This is a genomic window from Kocuria sp. HSID17590 (assembly GCF_003989485.1).
GTDB lineage: Bacteria > Actinomycetota > Actinomycetes > Actinomycetales > Micrococcaceae > Kocuria > Kocuria salsicia.
In genome coordinates this window covers 1-22,136 of the sequence record NZ_RBMB01000038.1, presented here as the reverse complement: position 1 = coordinate 22,136, position 22,136 = coordinate 1, and the positions used below count along the sequence as shown (strand labels likewise).

General features: G+C 69.8%; 17 protein-coding genes, 1 tRNA gene and 1 rRNA gene. 10 read left to right on the top strand and 9 right to left on the bottom strand.

The features are described from left to right. From D8M39_RS11165 to D8M39_RS11155, 3 genes are all read right to left on the bottom strand, one after another. A partial coding sequence (locus D8M39_RS11165; RefSeq protein ID WP_238694061.1) for a 1-phosphofructokinase family hexose kinase occupies window positions 1-664 on the bottom strand: 664 nt, incomplete at its 3' end. Beyond that, the gene (locus D8M39_RS11160) at window positions 661-1,452 is read right to left on the bottom strand and encodes a DeoR/GlpR family DNA-binding transcription regulator (RefSeq protein WP_055085033.1); all 792 of its coding nucleotides are present in this window, start codon (window positions 1,450-1,452) and stop codon (window positions 661-663) included. The genes D8M39_RS11160 and D8M39_RS11165, both read right to left, overlap by 4 nt. An 82-nt stretch (window positions 1,453-1,534) precedes the next feature. Next, entirely contained in the window at window positions 1,535-2,809 is a 1,275-nt protein-coding gene (locus D8M39_RS11155) for an Nramp family divalent metal transporter (protein WP_094393537.1), read from the bottom strand. 186 nt (window positions 2,810-2,995) lie between these two features. Between D8M39_RS11155 and D8M39_RS11150 the strand changes: the two genes are divergently transcribed. From D8M39_RS11150 to D8M39_RS11140, 3 genes are all read left to right on the top strand, one after another. Continuing rightward, a complete protein-coding gene (locus D8M39_RS11150; RefSeq protein WP_094393536.1) occupies window positions 2,996-4,741 on the top strand; it encodes an ABC transporter ATP-binding protein in 1,746 nt (581 codons plus the stop codon). Further along, entirely contained in the window at window positions 4,738-6,726 is a 1,989-nt protein-coding gene (locus tag D8M39_RS11145; protein ID WP_094393535.1) for an ABC transporter ATP-binding protein, read from the top strand. Before D8M39_RS11150 ends, D8M39_RS11145 begins: the two co-directional genes overlap by 4 nt. 64 nt (window positions 6,727-6,790) lie before the next feature. Continuing rightward, window positions 6,791-7,393 (top strand): TIGR03085 family metal-binding protein, encoded by a 603-nt coding sequence (locus D8M39_RS11140; protein WP_055085026.1) that lies wholly within the window; start codon window positions 6,791-6,793, stop codon window positions 7,391-7,393. 106 nt (window positions 7,394-7,499) lie between these two features. On the opposite strand, the gene D8M39_RS11135 is transcribed toward D8M39_RS11140, so the two are convergent. Beyond that, entirely contained in the window at window positions 7,500-8,003 is a 504-nt protein-coding gene (locus D8M39_RS11135) for a ferritin (RefSeq protein WP_055085070.1), read from the bottom strand. 204 nt (window positions 8,004-8,207) lie between these two features. On the opposite strand from D8M39_RS11135, the gene D8M39_RS11130 reads away from it, so the two are divergent. Next, a tRNA-Thr gene (locus D8M39_RS11130) sits at window positions 8,208-8,281 on the top strand. A gap of 77 nt (window positions 8,282-8,358) precedes the next feature. Here the strand turns inward: D8M39_RS11130 and D8M39_RS11125 are convergent. Further along, window positions 8,359-9,234, bottom strand: coding sequence for a thioredoxin domain-containing protein (locus D8M39_RS11125; RefSeq protein WP_055085024.1), 876 nt, complete (start codon window positions 9,232-9,234; stop codon window positions 8,359-8,361). A 202-nt stretch (window positions 9,235-9,436) separates the two neighbouring features. Here D8M39_RS11125 and D8M39_RS11120 point away from each other — a divergent pair, with 202 nt between their 5' ends. From D8M39_RS11120 to D8M39_RS11110, 3 genes are read left to right on the top strand one after another with little or no spacing between them, the layout of a single operon-like run. Beyond that, entirely contained in the window at window positions 9,437-10,960 is a 1,524-nt protein-coding gene (locus D8M39_RS11120) for a trehalose-6-phosphate synthase (RefSeq protein WP_126875014.1), read from the top strand. After that, the gene (gene otsB / locus D8M39_RS11115; RefSeq protein ID WP_055085068.1) at window positions 10,953-11,750 is read left to right on the top strand and encodes a trehalose-phosphatase; all 798 of its coding nucleotides are present in this window, start codon (window positions 10,953-10,955) and stop codon (window positions 11,748-11,750) included. Before D8M39_RS11120 ends, otsB begins: the two co-directional genes overlap by 8 nt. Window position 11,751: 1 nt before the next feature. Further along, complete coding sequence (locus tag D8M39_RS11110; RefSeq protein WP_055085020.1) at window positions 11,752-13,032, top strand: DUF4032 domain-containing protein; 1,281 nt, start codon at window positions 11,752-11,754, stop codon at window positions 13,030-13,032. On the opposite strand, the gene D8M39_RS11105 is transcribed toward D8M39_RS11110, so the two are convergent. After that, complete coding sequence (locus D8M39_RS11105) at window positions 13,029-13,760, bottom strand: TetR/AcrR family transcriptional regulator (protein ID WP_238694060.1); 732 nt, start codon at window positions 13,758-13,760, stop codon at window positions 13,029-13,031. The two genes, D8M39_RS11110 and D8M39_RS11105, sit on opposite strands and share 4 nt — an antisense overlap. Before the next feature lie 6 nt (window positions 13,761-13,766). Then, on the bottom strand, window positions 13,767-16,034 hold the full coding sequence (locus D8M39_RS11100) for an HAD-IB family hydrolase (RefSeq protein WP_055085018.1): 2,268 nt from the start codon (window positions 16,032-16,034) through the stop codon (window positions 13,767-13,769). An 83-nt stretch (window positions 16,035-16,117) separates the two neighbouring features. On the opposite strand from D8M39_RS11100, the gene D8M39_RS11095 reads away from it, so the two are divergent. From D8M39_RS11095 to D8M39_RS11085, 3 genes are read left to right on the top strand one after another with little or no spacing between them, the layout of a single operon-like run. Then, complete coding sequence (locus D8M39_RS11095) at window positions 16,118-16,900, top strand: SDR family oxidoreductase (protein WP_055085016.1); 783 nt, start codon at window positions 16,118-16,120, stop codon at window positions 16,898-16,900. 3 nt (window positions 16,901-16,903) lie between these two features. Continuing rightward, the gene (locus D8M39_RS11090; protein ID WP_232300317.1) at window positions 16,904-17,806 is read left to right on the top strand and encodes a 1-acyl-sn-glycerol-3-phosphate acyltransferase; all 903 of its coding nucleotides are present in this window, start codon (window positions 16,904-16,906) and stop codon (window positions 17,804-17,806) included. A gap of 28 nt (window positions 17,807-17,834) precedes the next feature. Then, on the top strand, window positions 17,835-19,511 hold the full coding sequence (locus D8M39_RS11085; RefSeq protein ID WP_126875013.1) for an FAD-binding oxidoreductase: 1,677 nt from the start codon (window positions 17,835-17,837) through the stop codon (window positions 19,509-19,511). A 258-nt stretch (window positions 19,512-19,769) separates the two neighbouring features. On the opposite strand, the gene D8M39_RS11080 is transcribed toward D8M39_RS11085, so the two are convergent. Together D8M39_RS11080 and rrf are read right to left on the bottom strand one after the other, a co-directional pair. Continuing rightward, window positions 19,770-21,770 carry an acetoacetate--CoA ligase gene (locus tag D8M39_RS11080; protein WP_126875012.1) on the bottom strand — a complete coding sequence of 667 codons (2,001 nt, stop codon included), beginning with the start codon at window positions 21,768-21,770 and terminating at the stop codon, window positions 19,770-19,772. Window positions 21,771-22,016: 246 nt separating this feature from the next. Then, window positions 22,017-22,133: ribosomal RNA gene (gene rrf, locus D8M39_RS11075) — 5S ribosomal RNA — on the bottom strand. Window positions 22,134-22,136 lie beyond the last annotated feature (3 nt).

Below are 22,136 nucleotides of genomic sequence, written 5' to 3'. Positions count from 1 at the left end.
CGAGCTCCCGCGCGGCCTGCGCGCTCGCGAGCGGATCCGCCTCGAAGGCGTCGCCGTCCCCGCGGCCCAGCAGCTGGGCGAGCTCGTGGCCGTTGGGCTTGATCACGTCCGGCAGGGTCCCGGCGTCCGGGGCGAGCGCCTCGGCGAGCGGGGCGCCCGAGGTGTCCAGGGCGTACGACGGCGCCGCCGCGCCCAGCGCGCTACGCACCCGGGACGCGATCACCGCGTAGACGTCCGGGGCGGGACCCGGGGGCACGGAGCCCGCGAACACGAGCCAGGACGCGCCCGCCCCCCGGCTGACGATGCGCTCCACGATCCGCTCGACCGTGCGCTCGTCCAGCACGGGGCCGGGCTCGTTGATCTTGGTGGTGGTGCCGTCCGGTTCCGTGACCGTGATGTTGGAGCGGATGGGCGCCCCGATCGAGACGCTGTCGTAGCGCACCCCCACGGCGTCCAGGGCGGCGAACAGGGGGTCGGTGTCGTCCCCCGGGGCCACGGCCACGGTGTCCACGCCGCTCGCGGACAGCGCGCGCGAGATGTTCACGCCCTTGCCGCCCGGGTCCTGGCGGGTGGAGACCGCGCGCTGGACCCGCCCGCGCGCGAGCGGCGCACCGAGGTCCACCGTGCGGTCCACGGAGGGGTTGAGGGTCACGGTGATGATCATGCGAGGACCACTTCCACATCTGCGTCTTCGAGGGCCTGCGCCAGCTCCCCCACGGGAGCCGCGTCGGTGATGAACGTGTCGATCTGCTCGAGCGAGCAGAAACGGGTGAGGGTCTCCTGGTCCTGCTTGCTCGCGTCGCACAGCACCACCACGCGGCGTGCCGCCTGCACGATCGCGGACTTGACCACGGCCTCGATGGGGTCCGGCGTGGAGAGCCCGAACCGCGCGTGCGCGCCGTTGCAGCCCACGAACGCGAGGTCCGGGCGCAGCTGGTCGTAGTGCTGGGCCGCGCGCGAACCGGTGGCCGCCCACGTGAGTTTGCGGATCCGCCCACCCACGAGCTCGAGCCCCACACCCTCGGCGTCCGCGAGTTTCGCCGCGATGTGCAGGGCGTGGGTAATGATCAGCTGTTCCTGCCCGCCGGGCAGGTGGTTGTCCCGGGCCAGCAACAGGTCCGCGAGCGCCTCGACCGTGGTGCCGGCATCCAGGACCACGGCACCAGCCTCGGCATGTTCGAGTACCTCGAGGGCCTTGCGGGCGATGGCCCGTTTCTCATCGGCCGCGAGGCGCGATCGGGAGTCCATCCCCTGTTCCCCGCTCGTGGACTGGTCCACGGACACGGCACCGCCGTGCACACGGCGCAGTTTCCCCTGGGACTCGAGCACGGCGAGATCCCGGCGGATCGTCTCCATGGTCACACCGAACCGTTTCGCCAGTTCCGCACCGTTGACACGGCGCTCGTGGCTCACGGTGCGTGTGATCTCCTCGTGGCGTTCTGCAGCGAACATCTTCACCTCACGGACCGGGGTGTCGGCGGTGAAACCCCTGTGTGATGTGAGCTTATGTCTGTTTATGTGGTTTTGCTAGCCCCTAACCCACATTTCCCATGCTCATGACGAGCAGGACCACGTTCAGCACCACCACGATCGCGGCGCTCACCCACCCGATGGCCGCGAGCACCGGGCCGTTGCGGAAGCGGCCCATGAGGGAGGCCCTGCCCGTGGCGCGCACCAGGGGGATGAGCGCGAACGCGATCCCGAAGCTCAGCACCACTTGACTCCCGACCAAGGCTGCAGTGGGTTCCGCGCCGAGCGCCAGGATCACGACGGCGGGGATCACCGTGATCAGCCGCCGCGCGAGCAGCGGGATGCGCCACCGCAACAGACCCGCCGTAACCACGTCCCCCGCGTAGGCACCCACTGCGGTGGAGGCGAGCCCGGAGGCCAGCAATCCCAGGGAGAAGACGACCCCCACGGTGGGCCCGAGCGCGTCGGAGATCGCGTGCTGCGCACCCTCGATTGTGTCCGTGCCCTCCACGCCGTAGAGGTTCCTGGCCGCGAGCAGGAGCATCCCTATGTTCACCGCACCGGCCACCACGAGTGCCAGCACCACGTCCACGCGGGTCGCGCGTAGGAGTTGGGAGACGCGCTCGGGGGCGTGACCCATGCCGTGACGGTCCCGGCTCAGTGCGGAGTGGATGTAGATCGCGTGGGGCATCACGGTGGCACCCAGCATCCCCGCCGCGATCACCAGGGACTCGAAGCCCTCCAGCCGCGGTACCAGACCGTCGAGCACACCCCGCGGATCGGGCGGGCCCACCACGAGTCCCCCGAGAAACCCCACCGTGATGATCCCGAGCATCCCCAGGATCACGGTCTCGAACACGCGCTGACCGCGGTGGTTCTGGAGCGCGAGCACGAGCATGGACAGCGCGGCCACGATCACCCCGCCCAGGGGCAACGGGATGCCGAACAGCAACCACAATGCGAGCGCGCCGCCGATCACCTCGGCGACGTCCGTGGCGATCGCCATGAGCTGGGCCTGGGCCCAGTAGAGCACCCGGGTACCGGGCGGCAGCGAACCGCCTAGGACCTGCGGCAGGGACAGCCCCGTCACGATCCCGAGCTTGGCGGAGAGGTACTGGATGACCATGGCCATGAGGTTGGCGAGCAGGAGAACCCATACGAGCAGGTAGCCATGCCCCGCACCCGCGCTCACGTTCGCGGCCACGTTACCGGGGTCCACGTAAGCGATCGCGGCCACGAACGCCGGCCCGAGTGCGGCGATGGTCCCGTGCGACGACGCCCGCGCCGTCGTACCCCCCGCACCGGTCGCGTCCTGCGGCGCTGGATTGCCCGACGTCATGGTGGCCTCCTACTCATGTCCACCGTCCCGCGCACCGCGTGGCACGGCAAGTTTCGGTGCACCGAAACTTTAGCGCGTGACGCCCGGATAGCCCGGGGTGCCCCGGTCCGTTCAGCGTGTCCCGGCCCGCGCGTATATTGGGCGCGTATTCGGCTCCCTCCGTGCTCGACGTCAGGATCGCCCGTCATGCTGCTGAGTTTGTTACGCACTTTCACGCGCCCCTACGTCCCATGGGTCGTGGGCGTTCTCGTGTTCCAACTGGCGGCCACGATCGCCACGCTCTACCTCCCGAGCCTCAATGCCCGGATCATCGACAACGGTGTGGCCCGCGGGGACACCGACTACATCTGGCGCGCCGGCGCCGTGATGCTGGCCGTGGCGTTCGCCCAGGTGATCGCTGCCGTCGTGGCCGTGTGGTGCGGTGCCCGCACGGCGATCGGTGTGGGCCGGGACCTGCGCCGGGACGTCTACCGCCGGGTCGGGCAGTTCAGCGCGCGCGAGGTCGGGAAGTTCGGGGCGCCGTCGCTGATCACGCGCACCACCAACGACGTCCAGCAGATCCAGATGCTCACCCTCATGGGCCTGAACTTCATGGTCATGGCGCCCATCATGTGCGTGGGCGGGATCGTCATGGCCCTGCGGGAGGACCCGGGGCTGTCGTGGCTCGTGTGGGTGTCCATCCCTGTAATGGGGGTGCTGCTGGGCCTCGTGGTCTCCCGGTTGATGCCGTGGTTCCGGATCATGCAGGAACGCATCGACGGGATCAACGGGGTGCTGCGCGAACAGATCACGGGGATCCGGGTGATCCGCGCCTTCGTCAAGGAGCCGTTCGAGACCGCGCGTTTTCGCAGCGCGAACCAGGACCTCACGGACATCTCCCTGAAGATCGGCGCGCTGTTCGTGCTGATGTTCCCCGTGATCAACATGGTCATGCACCTGGCCACCGCCGCGGTGCTGTGGTTCGGCGGGCACCGCGTGGACCAGGGCGAGATCCAGGTGGGTGCACTGACCGCGTTCCTGCAGTACATGCTCCAGATCCTCATGGCCGTGATGATGGCCACCTTCATGTTCATGATGGTCCCGCGCGCGGTGGTCAGCGCCGAGCGCATCACCGAGGTGCTGGACACCCGCCCGGCCATGACTCCGCCCGCGCAGCCCACCGAGGCCCCGCCGGCCCGCGGCCGGCTCGAGTTCCGCGACGTCACGTTCCAGTACCCGGGGGCCGAGGCACCCGTGCTGGACGACATCCGCTTCACCGCCGAGCCGGGGCGCACCGTGGCGATCGTCGGGGCCACCGGGTCCGGCAAGAGCACCCTGATCAACCTCGTCCCGCGCCTGATCGACCCCGTGGCCGGGGAGGTGCTGCTGGACGGCCTGGCCCTGCCGCGCTACGCACCCGAGGACCTAGCGGGGCGCGTGGGCCTCGTGCCGCAGCGGCCCTTCCTGTTCTCGGGCACCGTGGCCAGCAACCTGCGCTTCGGGCGCGCGGACGCCACGGACGAGCAGCTGTGGGAGGCCCTGCGCGTGGCCCAGGCGGAGGACTTCGTCCGTGCAATGCCCCAGGGCCTGAACTCCCCCGTCTCACAGGGCGGCACCAACGTCTCCGGCGGGCAGCGCCAGCGGCTCAGCATCGCCCGCGCGCTCGTGGCCCGGCCCAGCGTCTACGTCTTCGACGACTCCTTCTCGGCCCTCGACGTCGCCACGGACGCCCGGCTGCGCGCGGCCCTGCGGCCCGTGACCCGTCACGCCACCGTGGTCACGGTGGCACAGCGGGTCTCCACCATCACCGACGCGGACGAGATCCTCGTGCTCGAGAAGGGGCGGATCACCGCGCGCGGAACCCACGACGAGCTCGTGGCGAGCAGCACCACGTACCGGGAGATCGTCACCTCCCAGCTGTCGGCGGACCAGAGCACCGGAGGCGCACTGTGAGCGAGACCCAGGAACCCGCCCGCAAACCGCAGCAGTTCTGGCCCTCGGCGGTGCGCCTCATGAAGCTGCTCACGCCCCACAAGGCCGCCCTCACGGTGGTGGTCCTCGCGGTGGTGGTCTCCGTGGTGCTGGGCGTGTGGGCGCCCCGCGTGCTGGGGCGCGCCATGGACGTGATCTTCGCGGGCGTCGTCGGCCGATCCCTGCCCGCCGGCACGAGCCAGGCCCAGGTCGAGGCCGGGCTGCGCGCGCAGGGCCAGGACACCACCGCGGACATGGTCTCCGCGATGTCCCTGGTGCCCGGCCAGGGTGTTGACTTCACCCGGCTGGGCGGGCTGATCCTGCTGGTGCTCGCCATGTACACCGTGGCCTCCGCGCTGATGTGGCTGCAGGGCTACGTGCTCAACCGCGTGGTGATGCACGTGGTCTACGACCTGCGCGCGCAGATCGAGCGCAAGCTCAACGCCCTGCCGCTGAGCTACTTCGACACACGCCAGCGCGGGGACGTCATGTCACGCGTGACCAACGACGTCGACAACATCCAGACCGCCCTGCAGCAGACCTTCGCGCAGCTCATCCAGAACGTGCTGACGGTGCTGGGGATCGTGATCATGATGTTCGCCGTCTCGTGGCAACTCGCACTCGTGGCCCTGCTCGCGCTGCCCCTGTCGGCGGTGGCCGCCGGAGTGATCGGCTCCCGCTCCCAGAAGCTCTTCGCCGGGCAGTGGAAAGCCACGGGCGTGCTCAACGGGCACATCGAGGAGTCCTTCTCGGGCCATGAGCTCGTGCACTCCTACGGGCGGCAGCGCCAGATGCAGGCGCAGTTCGACGAGCGCAACGAGGAGCTCTACCGGGCGGCGTTCGGCGCCCAGTTCCTCTCCGGCACGATCATGCCCGTCATGCAGTTCATCTCCTACCTCTCCTACGTGGGCATCGCCGTGCTGGGCGGGCTGCGCGTGGCCTCGGGCCAGCTGACGCTCGGCGACGCCACGGCCTTCATCCAGTACTCGCGCGAGTTCACCCAGCCCCTCTCCCAGATCGCCGGCATGGCCACCCAGCTGCAGTCCGGGATCGCGTCCGCCGAGCGCACGTTCGAGCTGCTGGACGCCCCGGATCAGGAGCCGGAGAACCCCACCGCCAGGCTGCCGCAGCGGCTGCGCGGGGAGGTGCGATTCGAGCACGTGGACTTCTCCTACGACAAGGACGCCGCCACCGCGGGCGAGCCGCCCATGATCGAGGACCTCTCCCTGCACGTGGAGCCCGGGCGCACCGTGGCCATCGTGGGCCCCACCGGGGCGGGCAAGACCACGCTCGTGAACCTGGTGCTGCGCTTCTACGAGATCGACGGTGGGCGCATCCTGCTGGACGGGATCGACATCCGGGACCTCGCGCGGGAGGACCTGCGCCGCCAGGTGGGCATGGTCCTGCAGGACGCCTGGCTGTTCACCGGGACCATCATGGAGAACATCCGCTTCGGCAGGCAGGACGCCACGGACGAGGAGGTCGTGGCCGCCGCCAGGGCCACCTACGTGGACCGCTTCGTGCGGGCGCTGCCCGAGGGCTACGACACCGTGCTCACCGAGGACGAGACCTCGGTCTCCGCCGGTGAGAAGCAGCTCATCACGATCGCACGGGCGTTCCTGTCCCGGCCCTCGCTGCTCATCCTGGACGAGGCGACCTCCGCGGTGGACACCCGCACGGAGCTGCTCGTGCAGAAGGCCATGGCCGCGCTGCGCGAGAACCGCACCTCGTTCGTCATCGCCCACCGTCTCTCGACCATCCGGGACGCGGACACCATCGTGGTCATGGAGTCCGGGCGGATCGTGGAGCAGGGATCGCACGCGGAGCTGGTCGCGGCCGACGGCGCCTACGCCCGGCTCTACCGCGCCCAGTTCGCGGAGGGGTCCGCAGAGCAGGCGACGGAGCCTGCGGCGGAGGTGCCGTCAGAGGGCTCCACGGATGGAGCGGCTGAGGACTCGGCGCAGTGACAACCACCGCCGAGCGCGTCTACCGTGGACGTGATCGTCCACCCCCAGCAGATCGGATGCTCCCGTGACCAATTTTGCCAACGTCGAACGCCGTCACCTCGCGGCGCTGCTGCGACGCGTGGGCCCCGATGCCCCCACCCTGTGCGAGGGCTGGGACACGCGGGACCTCGCGGTGCACCTGGCCATCCGCGACGCGCGCCCGGACGCCGTCCCGGGGATGTTCTCGCCCCGGCTGCCGGTGCTCGGCAGGCACGCGGAGACCGTGGACGCCGAGTACCGCGGGATGCCGTGGGAGGACCTCGTGAACCTCGTGGAGCGGCCCCCGCTGCACTCGCCGGGGCGCTGGTCCCCGATCGACAAGCGGATGAACACCGGCGAGTTCTTCATCCACCACGAGGACGTCCGCCGCGCCCAGCCCCAGTGGCACGCCCGGCAGCTGCTCAACGACGAGCAGAAGGCCCTGTGGAGCATGCTGAAGCTGGCCGGCCCCGCGCTGCTGCGCAAGGAGCCCGAGTCGGTGGTGCTGATCGCCGCCGGGTTCGGTGCCGTGCGAGGGGGCAAGAAGTCCGCGCGCCGGGTGCAGATCGTGCGCGGCGAACCCGCCGAGCTGCTGCTGTGGGCCTTCGGGCGCCGGGAGCAGGCGGACGTGGAGATCACCCAGGAGTAGCGCCCCTCCCCGCACCCCGTGCCGGACAAGGCCCAGAGGGACACCGGTGACAGACGACCGGCCCCGCTCCTCAGGAGCAGGGCCGGTCGTTCGTCACGCGGGGAGCTCAGTCGCTCTCGACCTCGCGGGACCCCAGCTCGGCGTCGAGACGCAGCAGGCCGGGCCCGTCGTTGTGCACCAGGCGGGCCTGGTCCACGATCTCCTCCACGCTGGCCTCCTCCTCGAGCTGCTCGCTGATGAACCAGTGCAGCAGGGGCATGGCGTCGATGTCGCCCTCCTCCTGCGCCAACCGGTACAGGTTGCGGATGGACTCGGAGACCTCGCGCTCGTGGGCGAGGGCCGCCTGGAAGCAGCCCAGCGGAGAGGTGTCCTCGAGGGTCGGCCCGTTCATGCTGCCGATCTTCGGGTCACCGCCGCGGTCCACCACGTGGTCGATGAACTTCTCCGCGTGGGTGACCTCCTCGGCCGCCTGCGCACGGAACCACTGCGAGAACCCGGGCAGGCTCGCCACGTCCATCTCGATGGACAGCTGTCGGTAGACCACGCTCGCCTGGAGCTCCATGGTGATCTGCTCGGTGATCGCTTCTGCCATTCTTCCCTTGATTTCCATGTGGCCCATGGAAGCACCTTTCGCCCGGCCTGGATAGTGAGTGAGGCCTGGCTCAGTCACACCTGCCACCCGTGCACCCGGCAGAGTGCCCTGCGGATCCGGGGTGCGCGGGCGCCCGCGACTTGTCCAGTATCATGGAGCGGTCCCGTGCGGGCGCGGCAGGCGGTGCTGGTGCACCCCGGCCGGCCGTGGCGGGAGCGCAGCGCCCCCTTAGCTCAGATGGCCAGAGCATCTGTCTTGTAAACAGAGGGTCGCCGGTTCGAATCCGGCAGGGGGCTCCCGTGGAACGCGAAGAACCCCGGTCGTCCTGGACGGCCGGGGTTCTTCACATTGGTTCCGGGCATGGGCGCCACGGCTACTTCTTGGCCTTGACCGCCTTGTCCAGCACGTCCGAGAAGGTGCCCTGCTCGAAACGATTGCCGTCCACGTAGATCGTGGGCGTCCCGGCCACGCCATTGTTCACGGCCTCGCGGGCAACAACGTTCACGAGCGGGCGGTAGGTGTTCTCGTCGAGGTCGTCCGCGGAGATGTTCGCGCCGTGCTTGTTGGCGATCTCCGCGATCTCGGCGTTGCTCAGCCCGCCGCTGCCCTGGTGGGTGAAGATCTCCTGGGCGTAGTCCATGTACTGGTCGGTGCTGACCTGCTCCGCCACGAGGTAGGCGGCGTTGGCGGAGCGTGAGGAGTACTGGTCCGGTGTGGCCTTGTCGAGGAAGTTGAGGTTGCGGTACTCCACCTCCACCTTCCCGGAGTCCACGGCCTTCTTGATGGTGTCCGCGTTCTCCTTCTCGAAATCTGCGCAGTGCACGCACTCGAAGTCCTGGAAGATCACGAGCTGCACGGGCTTTCCGTTGCTGGCCGCCTTGTCCTTGTCCACGATCCCCAGGGGGGTCTTGGTGGTGTCCGGGCTCTCCTCCGCCGCGGGCAGCTGGGAGAGGTCCCGCTCCTGGACGTCCGAGGTGTTCTTGGCGATCCCGTCCCTGGTGAGCGTGATGCCGCCGTACTGGTTGGAGCTCGCGGGAACGGGCCCCGCGTCCGGGATCGTGGCCTTGTTGTTCTGCCACACGACCAGCCCGATGATCAGCGCGATGACAACCACGAGCGCCACGATGCCGATGATCAGACCGGTGGGCCTGCCGCTGGAGCGACGGGACTGCTGGTCCGCGATCCGACGGGCCCGCTCCCGGGCGTCGTCCGACGCCGACGAGCCGGAGGTCTTCTTCTGTGCAGCCATGGGGGTCCGGGTTTCCTTCCGAGGGGGTGGACACGTGTGGATACTGCTCCTCAGAGTACCCGGCCCGCCTCGGCGCCGGTGGCGGCAGGTGACGCACGACGACGCCGCGCGCACGGCCACGCGGCGGCGTCGTCCCCCTGGGCGGCGGTAGTACGCCCACTTAGAATGGGGTGACCAGCAGTCCCCGGGGAAGGAACCCAGCGTGTCCGCAGAGCAGTCTCTTCGAGAAGTGAACGTCCCGCGTGACGGTTACGACTTCGTGGTGGTCTCCAACCGGCTCCCCGTGGACCGGGACGTCGCGGAGGACGGCAGCAGCACGTGGCGCCGCTCCCCCGGCGGCCTGGTGAGCGCCCTTGCCCCGGTGATGGCGCAGCGCGACGGCGCGTGGGTCGGCTGGTCCGGGGCGCCGGACGAGGACTTGGAGCCGTTCGACCACGACGTCTTCCACCTCGTCCCGGTAGCGCTGTCCGAGCTGGAGGTGCGCAGGTACTACGAGGGCTTCTCCAACGCGACCCTGTGGCCCCTCTACCACGACGTGATTGCGTCCCCGGAGTTCCACCGCACGTGGTGGTACGCCTACCGCAGGGTCAACGAGCGCTTCGCCCGCCAGGCCGCGGAGACCGCCGCGCCGGGCGCCACGGTTTGGGTGCAGGACTACCAGCTGCAGCTCGTGCCCCGCATGCTGCGGAGGCTGCGTCCGGACGTGACCATCGGCTTCTTCAACCACATCCCTTTCCCGCCCACTGAGATCTTCTCGCAGCTGCCGTGGCGCAGGGCGGTGCTGGACGGACTCACGGGCGCGGACCTGATCGGCTTCCAGCGCCCCGGGGACGCCCAGAACTTCCAGCGCTGCGTGCGCAAGTACCTGGGCGTGCAGTTCATCAAGGGGACCACGCAGTTCAGCGAGAGCACCGCGGACGGCGAGGAGACCTCCTGGACGGTCAACGCGGGGTCGTACCCGATCTCGATCGACGTGGAGTCCATCAAGGAGCTCACCGCGGATCCCTCGGTGCGGGCGCGGGCGAAGGAGATCCGCGAGGAGCTCGGCAACCCGGAGACCGTCTACCTGGGCGTGGACCGCCTGGACTACACCAAGGGCATCCGCCACCGCATCAAGGCGTACGGGGAGCTGCTGCACGACGGCGAGCTCTCCGTCGAGGACTCGGTGCTCATCCAGGTGGCCAGCCCCTCCCGCGAGCGGGTGGACTCGTACCGCCAGCTGCGGGAGCTCGTGGAGGGCATGGTGGGGCGCATCAACGGCCAGCACGACACCATCTCCCACACGGCCATCCGCTACCTGCACCACGGCTACCCGTTCGAGGAGATGGTGGCCCTCTATCTCGCGGCGGACGTCATGCTGGTCACGGCGCTGCGGGACGGGATGAACCTCGTGGCCAAGGAGTACGTGGCCGCGCGGCAGGACAACTCGGGCGTTCTGGTGCTCTCGGAGTTCACGGGGGCCGCCGAGCAGCTCAGGCAGGCGGTGCTCGTGAACCCGCACGACATCGACGGTCTGAAGGAGGCCATGCTCCACGCCCGTGACATGCCCCGCACGGAGGCTCGCAAGCGCATGGTGGCGATGCGCCGGCAGGTGCTCACGCACGACGTCGTGGACTGGTCCCAGCGCTTCCTGGACGACCTCGCACAGCACGCCGCCGCCCACGCACCTGGCGGGGACGACGACGCCACGGCCGCGGGTGCCCGGGCGGGCGGCAGTCATGAGTGACGACCTCCAGGACGCCCTGGACCGCGCGGCCGCGGCGCCGCGGCTGCTCGTGGCGCTGGACTTCGACGGAACGCTGGCCCCGTTCACCGAGGACCCCGCCGACTCCCGGCCGTTGCCGGCCGCGCGCGAGGCCCTTGATGCTCTCGCACAGCTGCCGCACACCACCGTGGCCGTGATCTCCGGGCGCCCCCTGGAGTTCCTGCGCACGGTGGTGGACCCGGACTCGCGGATGGTGCTCTCCGGCTCCCACGGCGCGGAGGTGGACCTCTCCGCAGCCCCGGGCGCGGGCTCAGGGACGAGGATCGAGCTGAGCGCGCAGCAGTCCGACCTGCTCGAGCGCGCCGTGGCGGCCACCTTAGCGCTCGTGGCCCGTTACCCCGGTGCCCGCGCCGAGCCGAAGCCCGCGGGCGTGGCCTTCCACGCACGCCCCATCGCGGATCCCGGGGAGGCGCAGCAAGCCCTCGAGGAGATGACCGCGGTCTACGAGGCCATGCCCGGGCTGCGGCTGACACCGGGGCAGCTGGTGGTCGAGTGCTCCGTGCTCGGCGCCACCAAGGGGGACGGCCTCGCCACCATCGCCGCCGCGGTCCACCCGGACGTCACCGTCTTCGCGGGGGACGACGTCACGGACGAGGACGCCCTGGCCGTCCTCGGGCCCGGGGACGTGGGGATCAAGGTGGGCGAGAAGGACTCCATGGCACGCTGGCGGGTCGCGGATCCCCCGGCGCTGGCGGCGTGCCTGAGCCTGCTCGCGCACCGCAGGACCCGCGCCATGACTAGCATGAAGTGACATGACGGTCCCCTCATCCTCCGACTCCCCGGCAGCGGGAGCACCCCGGCCCCTGCGGGGTGTATCCATCAGCACGGCCTTCCCGGACCCGGCGCTGCTCGAGCTGCCCTGGGAGCTGCCGCTGGAGCAGTGGCCCCCCGAGGTCCTCGCGGCCTACCCCAGGGGTCTCTCCCGCCACGTGGTGCGCTTCGCGCACGTGGGGCGCAAGGTCGTGGCGGTCAAAGAGACCACAGCCCACTACGCCCAGCGGGAGTACGGTCTGCTGCGCAAGCTGCAGACCATGTCCATCCCGTCCGTGGTCCCGGACTCCGTGGTCACCGACCGCTACACACCGGACGGCGAGCCCCTGCCCGCGGCGCTCGTGACCGACCACCTGAGCTTCTCACTGCCCTATCGCACCATCTTCGAGCAGGTCCCAGCCCCGGAGACCATCGAGCGGCTCGTGGACGCCCTGGCCTCCCTCATCGTCCAGCTGCACCTCTCCGGCTTCTACTGGGGGGACGTCTCGCTGTCCAACACCCTGTTCCGCCGGGACGCCGAGGCCTTTGCCGCGTACCTCGTGGACGCGGAGACCAGTGAGCTGCACCCCTCCCTCACCCGGGGGCAGCGGGGGTACGACATCGACCTCGCCCGCACCAACGTGGCCGGGGAGGTCATGGACCTGTTGGCCGGTGAGGACATGCAGCAGCGGCTGCGGGACGCGGGCGTGGATCCCGCGTCCGTGGACCCGTTCGAGATCTCCCAGCGCCTCGTGGACACCTACGAGGGGCTGTGGGAGGAGCTCACGGCCACGGAGACCTTCCCCGTGGGCGATCGCTGGCGCGTCCAGGCGAGGGTCGAGCGGCTCAACGAGCTCGGCTTCGACGTCGAGGAGGCCTCCCTGGACTCGGACGAGACCGGGCAGGTCCGCCTGCGCCCGCGCGTGGTCGAGCCCGGGCACCACTCCCGCAAGCTGCTGCACCTCACGGGGCTCAACACGCAGGAGAACCAGGCGCGGCGCATCCTCACGGACATCCACCAGTTCGGCCAGGCCCTGTACCCGGGTCTGCCGGAGGACCTCACCGCGCAGCTGTGGATGCGCGAGGTGTTCGTGCCGATCATGGAGGCGATCCCCGCCGAGCTACGCCGCAAGCGGGAACCCGCCCAGATCATCCACGAGGTGCTCGAGCACCGCTGGTTCATGTCCGAGAGCGCCGGCGAGGACATCCCCACCCCGGTCGCCGTGCAGGACTACGTGAAGCACTACCTCGCCACGCGACCGGACGAGATCAACGTGTTCTAGTTGCCCGGAGTGCTCTGCGGACGTGCGGCCATCAGATCGAACAGCGCCCGGTGCATCCGCTCGGTCCACCTCTCGTCGAGCGAGCCGTAGCGCGCCACGTGCGCGTATGCCGCTCCCAGGACGAAGTCCACCACCATGTCGATGTCCACCGAGGCGCGGATCAGCCCCCGCTGAACGTCCCGTTCGAGCAGCGCGCGCAGCGCGTCCATGCGCGGTCGCACCACGGAGGCGCGCAGCACCCTGGAGGTCTCGGAGTGCGGCTCCTGCAACAGGGCGATGACCACGCCCATGCCCAAGTCCCGCAGCAGCATGTCGACGGCCGCCTGCAGCGCCCGCTCCCACGTGGCATCCTGCGCCACGGGTGGCTCGGCAGCCGCCGTGTGCTGCAGCGCGGCCTCGAGCATCTGGGCACTGTTGTCGTAGCGGCGGTAGATCGAGGTCTTCGCCACGCCCGTGCTGGCGGACACGGCTTCGATCGTCACCTTCTGCGGACCGCCCTCGCGCAGCAGACGCAGCGCGCCCGCCACGATCTTGTGGTCCGTGCGGGCCGTACGTGGATCCACGGATGACGACGCCACCCGCTCACCCGGGTGCGCGGCGCCGTCGTCCTGCCGCACCGCCTCACCGCCCTTCGCCACGCCGTCGCGCGTCGCCGCGCGGTCGTCCGCGCGTCCATCACCCGCGCGCCCGTCGCCCGGGTGACCGCCCTCCGGCGGCGCTTCCGTCACCACGGCTCAGGCCCTCCGCCAGTCTTCGACCGGCCAGTGCGCCTTGCGCGCGCGGCGGTATAGAGACAGGTCCGGGTTCACGGCGAACGGGTGGCCCACCAGTGACAGCCAGCTCGCATCCGCCACGGAGTCCCCGTACCCGTAGGAACGGCTCAGGTCGAGCCCGTGGTCCTGCGCGTAGCGCTTGAGCCACTGGGCCCGGGCCTCGTCTACGAGCGGCGGGGTGGCCAAATAGCCCGTGAGCACACCATCCACCTGGTCCATGCGCCCGGCGACCACGTCGTCGAACAGCTCCGCGATGGGACTCACCAGCAGGTCCAGGGAACCGGTGACCAGTACCGTGCGGTGGCCCGCGGCCCGGTGCTCACGGATCCGCTCCAGGGCGCCGGGGCGCACGCTCTGTGCCACAGCCCGGCCGAGAGGACCGGCTACCAGTTCCTCGACACGCGCCACCGAGACGCCCTCGTAGCGGCGCAGGAACGCGCGTATGAACTCCCCGCGGTCCCGCCGTTCGGCCTTGACGTATGTGGGAGCGTTGCCCACGAGCTCGCCGAGCTCCGCGGGCCACTGCAACGGGCTCAGCTCGAGTCGGCGCAGCAGCGCGTACTGCGTGATGATGTTGCCCCCGGCCACAGTGCCCTCGAGGTCGAACACAGCCACGACGTCCGCGCCCTGCGTCAGGCCGCGGCTGCGCCCGGTTCGCTTGCGGGACGCCGCCCTGGCCCGGGTGTAGGCGCGGGTCATCTCGGTCAGCGCGGGCAGGTGGACCTCCTGCCAGTACTCGGGCCACGAGATCGCGCGGACGTCGAAGTGCTGGTCCTCCGGTGTCACATCCGGCAGGGAGGCGTCCAGGCGCCGCAGGTGGGTGTCGTCGAAGATCATCTCGGTGCGTGTGTAGTTCTGGTATAGGTCCACGTAGGTGCGCAGGGAGCCCAGACCGGTCTGCATCCGGTGCAGGGAGTTGGTCCACTCCCGCGTGGTGGCCGTGGCCGGGAGCACCGAGCTCAGGCGAACACCCACCGCGGCGAGCTTCTCCTTGACCGCCAGTCCGCGCTCCATGGAGTTGTTCGCCGGGAACCTCCACTCGGGCACCACGACCGGGTTGCCGTGGCCGTCCTGCAGCGGGTGCTCCAGGAAGTAGGAACGCACGCTGCGGTACATCTGGTGGAACGGCAGCGGGTTCGAGGCCCCGGAACACACTTGGTAGTAGGCGGCACTCGGACCGGGCGACGACGCCGCCGGCGTCAGAGGCACCCGCGCGGCCTCCGCCTCACGGTGCCCGCCCCGCGCCAGGGCCACGATGGCGTTGACCACGAAGTCCACGGGGATCACGTCCAGCACCGAGTCCGGCAGACCCGGGAACTCGGGCAGCGCGCCCTTCGCATAGGCCATGATGAGCGGGTCCGCGACCTTGTAGCCGTCGATCCACCCCGGGAAGGGGTGGCGCAGCGCGGACTCGATGATCGAGGGGCGCACGATGGACAGCCGGTGCCCATGCCCCGCCCACTTCTGCTCGGCCAAGCGCTCGCCCAGCGCCTTGGTGAAGGTGTAGATGTCGGTCCAGCCGAGTGACTGGGCGCGGGTGCGGCCGTGGTCCACCAGCCGCGAGCGCACCCACTCCTGCCGGGCCGCCTCCGCGGCACGTGCCACGGTCTTTGGGCCCTCCTTGCCGTGGGTGCGCGTGGCCTCGCGGATGAAGGACTCGAGTCGTTCGGGGCTGCGGGACTCCACCTGGGCCGTGTCCGCGGCGCGCACGGCGGCGTCGAACTCCACCTGCCAGTCGACGTCGTGGTCCACGGAGGCCTCGGGGCGCAGGCCCTTGGCGATCCCGCCCACGTAGCACGTGGACACGTGGATCACGTGGGGGTCCTGCCCGGCCGCGCGCAGCGCGTCGTAGAGGCCCACAGCGCCGCCCACGTTGGTGCGGAACGCCTCGTCGATGGGCGGGTCGAAGGAGACCGTGGACGCGGAGTGGACCACCACGTCGAAGGGCTCCCCGATCTCTGAGAGCCCCGTGAGGTCCCCCTCGAGAACGCTCGTGCGCTCGGCGAAGACCTCTTCCGCGCGCTCCTCCCCCACGGCCTCGCGCCAGGTCCTGAAGGAGGGCTTGTGCAGCAGCTGGCGCAGCCGCGAGCTGCCGGACTGCGAGCCCTTGGGGCGCACGACCGCCGTGACGTGGACGTCTTCGCAGCTCGAGAGCAGCCGCTCCAGGACAGCCTGGCCCAGGAAGCCCGTGGCTCCCGTGAGGAGCACGCGGGTGGGGGTCTCGGTCAAGGGGTTCCTCCGTGGTCGGTCCGTGGTGGGCTGGCCCTTGGACGGGCCACTGCGCTACGCCCACCGTAGTGTATCTTAGGGGCATGCTTACCGCTCTCGTGACCGGTGGAACGTCAGGCATCGGTGCCGCGTTCGCACGCTCGCTCGCCCGCAGGGGCTTCAACCTCGTCCTGGTTGCCCGGGACGCGCAACGACTCGAGGACACGAGTCGGGATCTCACCGCCGAGTACGGCGTCCATGTGGAGACGATCACGGCGGACCTGGCCGTGCGCGAGGACCTCTGGCGCGTGGCCCGTCGCCTCGAGGACCCTCAGAAGCCGGTGGACATGCTCGTCAACAACGCCGGTTTCTCGGTGAAGGCGCCCTACACTGCCGAGGACTTCCACCAGCACGAGGCGGGGTTCGAGGTCATGTGCGCGGCCGTGGCGCGGCTCTCCGGTGCCGCGGCACGGGCGATGGTCAAGCGCCGTTCGGGCTGGATCGTCAACGTGTCCTCGACCTCCGGATACGTGACCATGGGCGAGTACTCCGCGATCAAGGCCTACGCGACCAGCATGACCGAGTCGCTCGCCGTCGAGCTGCACGGCACGGGCGTGCACGTCACGGCGCTGCTGCCGGGCTGGGTGCGCACCGAGTTCCACAGCCGCGCGGGCATCACCGGCTCCTCCATCCCGGACTTCATGTGGCTGGACGCGGACAGGCTCGTCGAGGAGGCACTGGCGGACGTCGCGCGGGGCAAGGTGATCTCGGTGCCCACGCTGCGGTACAAGGTCATGGTCGCCGCGCTGCACCACCTCCCGCGCCCCGCCGTCCGCTGGGTCTCCCGCAAGATCTCCGGCGTGCGCCAGCGCGAGCTCAAGGCCTGAGCCGTGGCACACCAGGACGCCCCCGTGCCCTCCGAGGACGACGCCGCCGATGCATCCCGCGGATCCACGTCCCGCCCTGCGAAGCCCTCCCGTCCCGGGAAGCCTCCCCGTGAGGGGAGAGAGCCCCGTTCCGCGAAGGAGCCCGAGGCGCGGCCCCGGGTGCTCGAGTCCCTCGAGGGCAGCGCGGGTCAGCAGGACCCTGTGCCCCCTGCTCCCCCGGCGGAGTCCGCTGACCTGACCGCCGCGCACTACACAAACCCCACGCGACGCATTGCCCGGCGGATCGTGCAGAGCATCTTTTTCCGCGGGCTGGTCAACCGCACCATCCGGCGGACCACCGTGGTGGACCCGGCGGCCTACGGCGTGAAGGGCACGTGCGTCGTCGTCGCGAACCACTCGAGCCACCTGGACGCGCCGCTGGTGATGAGCGGCGTGCCGCGCTACATCTCGCGCGACCTCGCCACCGGCGTGGCCGCGGACTACTTCTTCACCGCATGGCACAAGAAGTTCTTCACCCAGCTGGTGTTCAACGCGTTCCCCGTGGACCGCCGCGGTGAGGGCGCGAACAAGGGGCTGTCCAAGAAGCTGCTCGCGGCCGGCGTGCCACTGCTGATCTTCCCCGAGGGCACCCGCTCGAAGACGGGGAAGATGGCCCCGTTCCGGGTGGGGGCGGCGTCGTTGGCGCTGGCCGTGCAGGTCCCGGTGGTTCCTGTCGCACTGATCGGCGCGCACGAGGCCATGCCGCGCGGCGCCAACTGGCCCCGTCCCGGCCGCCCACCCGTCGTGGTTGCGGTGGGCGCGCCCCTGCGGGCCCGAGGCAACGAGACCGCGCGCAGCTTCAACGAGCGCATCGAGGCCGCCGTGCGTGCCCTGTACGCCGCGAACCGGCACATGATCCACGACTAGTCGTCTCCCAGGAAGAGGTTTTCGCCCAGTGGCACACGTGAAGCATCAGAAGTGGTGGGGCTGGGGCGAGGAGGGCGTGTTCTTCAACTACGAGAACAAGCCCGCGTTCGCCCCGTTCGTGGAGGAGGCGATCGGCGTCAGCCTGCGGCCCCGGCAACGTGACACCGTGGAGTTCGCCACCGCGCAGGTGCCCGAGTCCCGCGCCCCCGAGGACGTCCTGGCGCACCTGCGGGAGATCAGCGGCGCGGAGAACGTGAGCGTGGAGGACGAGCTGCGCGTGGTGCACTGGGCCGGCAAGTCCGTGCTCGAGCTGCTGCAGACCCTGCGCAACGACTTCACCCGCGTCCCGGACGTCGTGGTCTACCCCGGCTCAGAGGACGAGGTCACCAGGATCCTCGAGACCGCTGTGGACGAGGACCTCGTGGTCATCCCCTTCGGCGGCGGCTCGAGCATCTCCCGTAGCCTGCAGGCCGGGCAGGACGAGTCCCGCTGCATCGTTTCCGTGGACATGGGGCGGCTGGACCGTGTGCTGGAGATTGACGAGACCTCGGGGCTGGCCACCATCCAGGCGGGTGTGCTCGGTCCGGACATGGAGGAGCAGCTCAACGCCCGCGGCTGGACGCTCGGGCACTTCCCTGACTCCTTCGCCCACTCCACCCTGGGTGGCTGGGCCGCCACCCGCTCCTCCGGGATGCAGTCGGACAAGTACGGGGACATCGCGGACATCGTGCGCGGTCTGCGCCTGGTCCGGCCCACCGCAACCGTGGTGCTGCGTCCGCTGCCGTCAACGTCAACGGGCCCGAGCCTGCGGGAGATGGTCATCGGCTCGGAGGGACGGCTGGGGATCATCACCGAGCTCACCGTGCAGGTGCACCGGCTGCCGCAGGAGCACGAGGTCATCGCCTACATGTTCCCCACGTGGCAGCAGGCGCTGACCGCGGTGCGCCAGTACACGGAGGCGGAGATCCCGCTGACGTTCGCCCGCGTGTCGGACGCGCACGAGACGGCGTTCTCGCTGGCCACCCAGAAGGCCTCCACCTCCGTCAAGGGCAGGCTCGCTGCCAGGGGGCAGGAGGCCCTGTGGGCGGTGATGCGACGGCGCGGCTGGGACACGGACGCCATGTGCCTCTCCTACGTGTGCTTCGAGGGCACGGTCAAGGACGTGGCCGAGCGCAAGAAGGCCGTGGCGAAGATTGCGAAGGCCCAGGGCGCCGTCGTCCTCGGCTCCGGACCGGGCGCGCTCTACGACCAGAAGAAGTTCGACACGCCCCACCTGCGGGACTTCCTGCTCGAGCAGAACACCGTGGGGGACGTCTCCGAGACCGCCGCGCCGTGGTCGCAGCTGACCACGGTCCACAAGGCCGCGTACGACGCCGCCCAGCGCGCCTATGCGCGGCTCGACAAGACCGGCTGGATCATGTCGCACATGTCCCACTCGTACCACTCGGGGGCGTGCCTGTACTTCACATTCGCGTACGTCTTCGACGAGGAGAACCCGTACGAGGAGTACCACATGATCAAGTCCGCCATCCAGCAGTCGTTCATCGACTCCGGGGGCACTCTGTCCCACCACCACGGCGTGGGAGTGGAGCACCAGCCGTGGATGGAGCAGGACATCTCCCCCGAGGGGGTGCGCCTGATGCACGGCCTGTTCGAGGTCGCAGACCCCGGGGGCAACTTCAACCCTGGCAAGATCGTCCCCTGACCCCACGCTGACAGGGCAAGGGCTCCGCACCGTCGAGCGACGACGGCGCGGGGCCCTTCTCGTACGCTGCGGCGGCTGACTGACGCCGACGCCTCGCGGGACGGCGCGTCGCCGCCGCACGCGTCTCGTCGCACCCGTCAGGCCATGCTCTGAGAAGGAACTCGATCCGCGAGAGAACCGGATAACCGGCGCGCCCACCGGCCCGCGGCGTCGTCGCCCGGGGCTCCCCTCCCGGGGTCGCGGGTGACGTCGTGATTGTCAGTGCTCACGCCGCCCGGCATGCGCGCGGGCGGCACGGGCGTACCAGTCCAGCACCTCGGCGTCTTCGGCGGTCGCCCGGTTGAGGGTGCTCGGGTCCGCGCCCTGGAAGAGCTTCTTGACCGGGATCTCCAGCAGCTTGCCGGTGCGTGGGCGTGGAACCGCAGGAGCCTCGATGATCTCGTCGGGGACGTAGCGCGGGGAGACCTGGGTGCGGATCGCGTCGACGATGCGCCGCTCGAGCTCTCGCGTGAGGCGCGTGCCGGGCTGGGGCACCACGAAAAGCGGCATGTAGTAGTCGCCGCCGGCCAGTTCCGCCCCGATCACCATGGACGCGGCCACACCATCCACGCGGTCCACCACGTGGGTCAGGTCCGCCGAGCCCATCCGGATGCCGCCGCGGTTGATGGTGGAGTCCGAGCGGCCGTGCACAACGAACGGGCCCTCGTGCAGCTGGGTGACCCAGTCCCCCTGGCGCCACACCCCCGGGAACATGTCGAAGTACGCCGCCTGGTAGCGCTCACCCTGCGGGTCGTTCCAGAAGAACACCGGCATGCTCGGCATGGGCCGGGTGATCACGAGCTCCCCCACCTCGTCCCACACGCGTTCACCACGGGAGTTCCACGACTGGGCGTCCACGCCCAGGTACGGGCCCATGATCTCGCCCCGGTACACGGGCTGGTACGGGTTGGTCCCGATGAAGGCACTGGTCACGTCCGTGCCGCCGGAGTCCGAGCCCAGCCGCACAGTGCCCGAGACGGCCTCGTAGACCCAGTCCCAGGTGGTGTCAGGCAGCGGTGACCCCGTGACCAGGATGGACTTCAACGAGGAGAAGTCCATGCTCACGTTGGGCACCACACCGGCGCGCTGCACCATGCTCAGCACGCCGGCGCCGGCCCCGAAGAACGTCGCACGGTTGCGCGCAACGAGCTCGAACGACTTCTGCGGTCCCCCGAACGTCGGGGAGCCGTCGTACGTGATGATCTGCGCTCCGGGCAGCAGAATGCCGGCGAGCATGTTCCAGACCATCCAGGTGGTGGCCACGGCGTAGTAGGCCACGTCCCTCGGGCCGAGTCCAGAGTGCAGGCCAAGTGCCTTGTAGAACTCCAGGGTCACACCGCCGTGGGAGTGGACGATTCCCTTGGGCTTCCCGGTGGTGCCAGACGAGTAGAGGATCCACAGCGGATGCTCGACGGGCAGCTGCTCGTAGCGCGGTTCGGCCTGTTCTGAGGCAATCTCCGAAAAGCGCAGAGCGTCCCCGGGAAGTTCTCCGACGCTCTCCCGCGGCATCTGATCAACCACGATGAGTTGCTCCACGCTCGGCAACACGTCCCGCGGGTCCTGGTAGGAAACCGTCATGTCCCGCACCGTGCCACCGAACTCGTAGCCGTCCACCACGAACAGCACCTTCGGCTCGATCTGGGCAAACCGATCGGCCACGCCGGAGGGCCCGAAGTCGGTGTTCACCACGGACCACACCGCCCCCACTGATGCCGTGGCAAGCATCGCAGCCACGGTCTCTGGGATGTTGGGGAGCACCCCCGCCACCCGGTCGCCAGGTTCCACCCCCAGCTGCCGCAGTGTCCGCGCAAGAGCAGCAACCTGTGATTCCAGCTCCCGCCACGTCCACCGGTCGGGATCCCGGCTCTCGTGCTCGCCTACGATGGCGATGGCCTCCGGCCGGGTCCGCGCCGCCCGCAGCGAGTTCTCCGCGTAGTTCAGCCGCGCCCCCGGAAACCACCGCGCCCCGGGCATCTGATTGCTGGCCAGTACCCGTTCGGGCGCCACGGAGGCCACGACGCCGAAGTACGACCACACCGCACCCCAGAAGTCCTCGAGGTGCTCCACCGACCACATGTGCAACGCGGCGTAGTCGGGGAGGAGGACGCCGCGGGTCTGCTCCACCCACCGGGCGAAGCGGTCCATCGGGGAGTCTCCCACAGACTCGCCTGGCGGAGTCCAGAGAAGAACGCGTTGGTGTCCTTCGGCCGTGGTGTCCATGCGGTGATCCGTTCCCTTCAACAAGGGGCCACAAGCCGCCGGCGGGCAGCTCTCGAGTACCCGGCACAGTACCAGCACAGTCTTACCAGCACGGCGCGCAACCCACGGGGACCCCCCGGAGACGACGAGGGGCTCGAAACGTTGTGTGGCGGGTGTTGGGTGGGTGCCTCGTGGAACACACCAGTGTTAAACACGGGGAGGCCCCACACCAAACGGTGTGGGGCCTCAACCCTCTTCTCACGTGAATTCCGGCGGTGACTTACTCTCCCACACCCTACCGAGTGCAGTACCATCAGCGCTGTGGGTCTTAGCTACCGGGTTCGGGATGGGACCGGGCGTTTCCCCCACGCTATAACCACCGGAAAC

Coding starts and splice junctions, on each gene's coding strand:
- D8M39_RS11160 (WP_055085033.1), bottom strand. CDS start 1,452: ATGTTCGCTGCAGAACGCCACGAGGAGATCACACGCACCGTGAGCCAC.
- D8M39_RS11155 (WP_094393537.1), bottom strand. CDS start 2,809: ATGACGTCGGGCAATCCAGCGCCGCAGGACGCGACCGGTGCGGGGGGT.
- D8M39_RS11150 (WP_094393536.1), top strand. CDS start 2,996: ATGCTGCTGAGTTTGTTACGCACTTTCACGCGCCCCTACGTCCCATGG.
- D8M39_RS11135 (WP_055085070.1), bottom strand. CDS start 8,003: ATGGAAATCAAGGGAAGAATGGCAGAAGCGATCACCGAGCAGATCACC.
- D8M39_RS11125 (WP_055085024.1), bottom strand. CDS start 9,234: ATGGCTGCACAGAAGAAGACCTCCGGCTCGTCGGCGTCGGACGACGCC.
- otsB (WP_055085068.1), top strand. CDS start 10,953: ATGAGTGACGACCTCCAGGACGCCCTGGACCGCGCGGCCGCGGCGCCG.
- D8M39_RS11110 (WP_055085020.1), top strand. CDS start 11,752: ATGACGGTCCCCTCATCCTCCGACTCCCCGGCAGCGGGAGCACCCCGG.
- D8M39_RS11095 (WP_055085016.1), top strand. CDS start 16,118: ATGCTTACCGCTCTCGTGACCGGTGGAACGTCAGGCATCGGTGCCGCG.
- D8M39_RS11080 (WP_126875012.1), bottom strand. CDS start 21,770: ATGGACACCACGGCCGAAGGACACCAACGCGTTCTTCTCTGGACTCCG.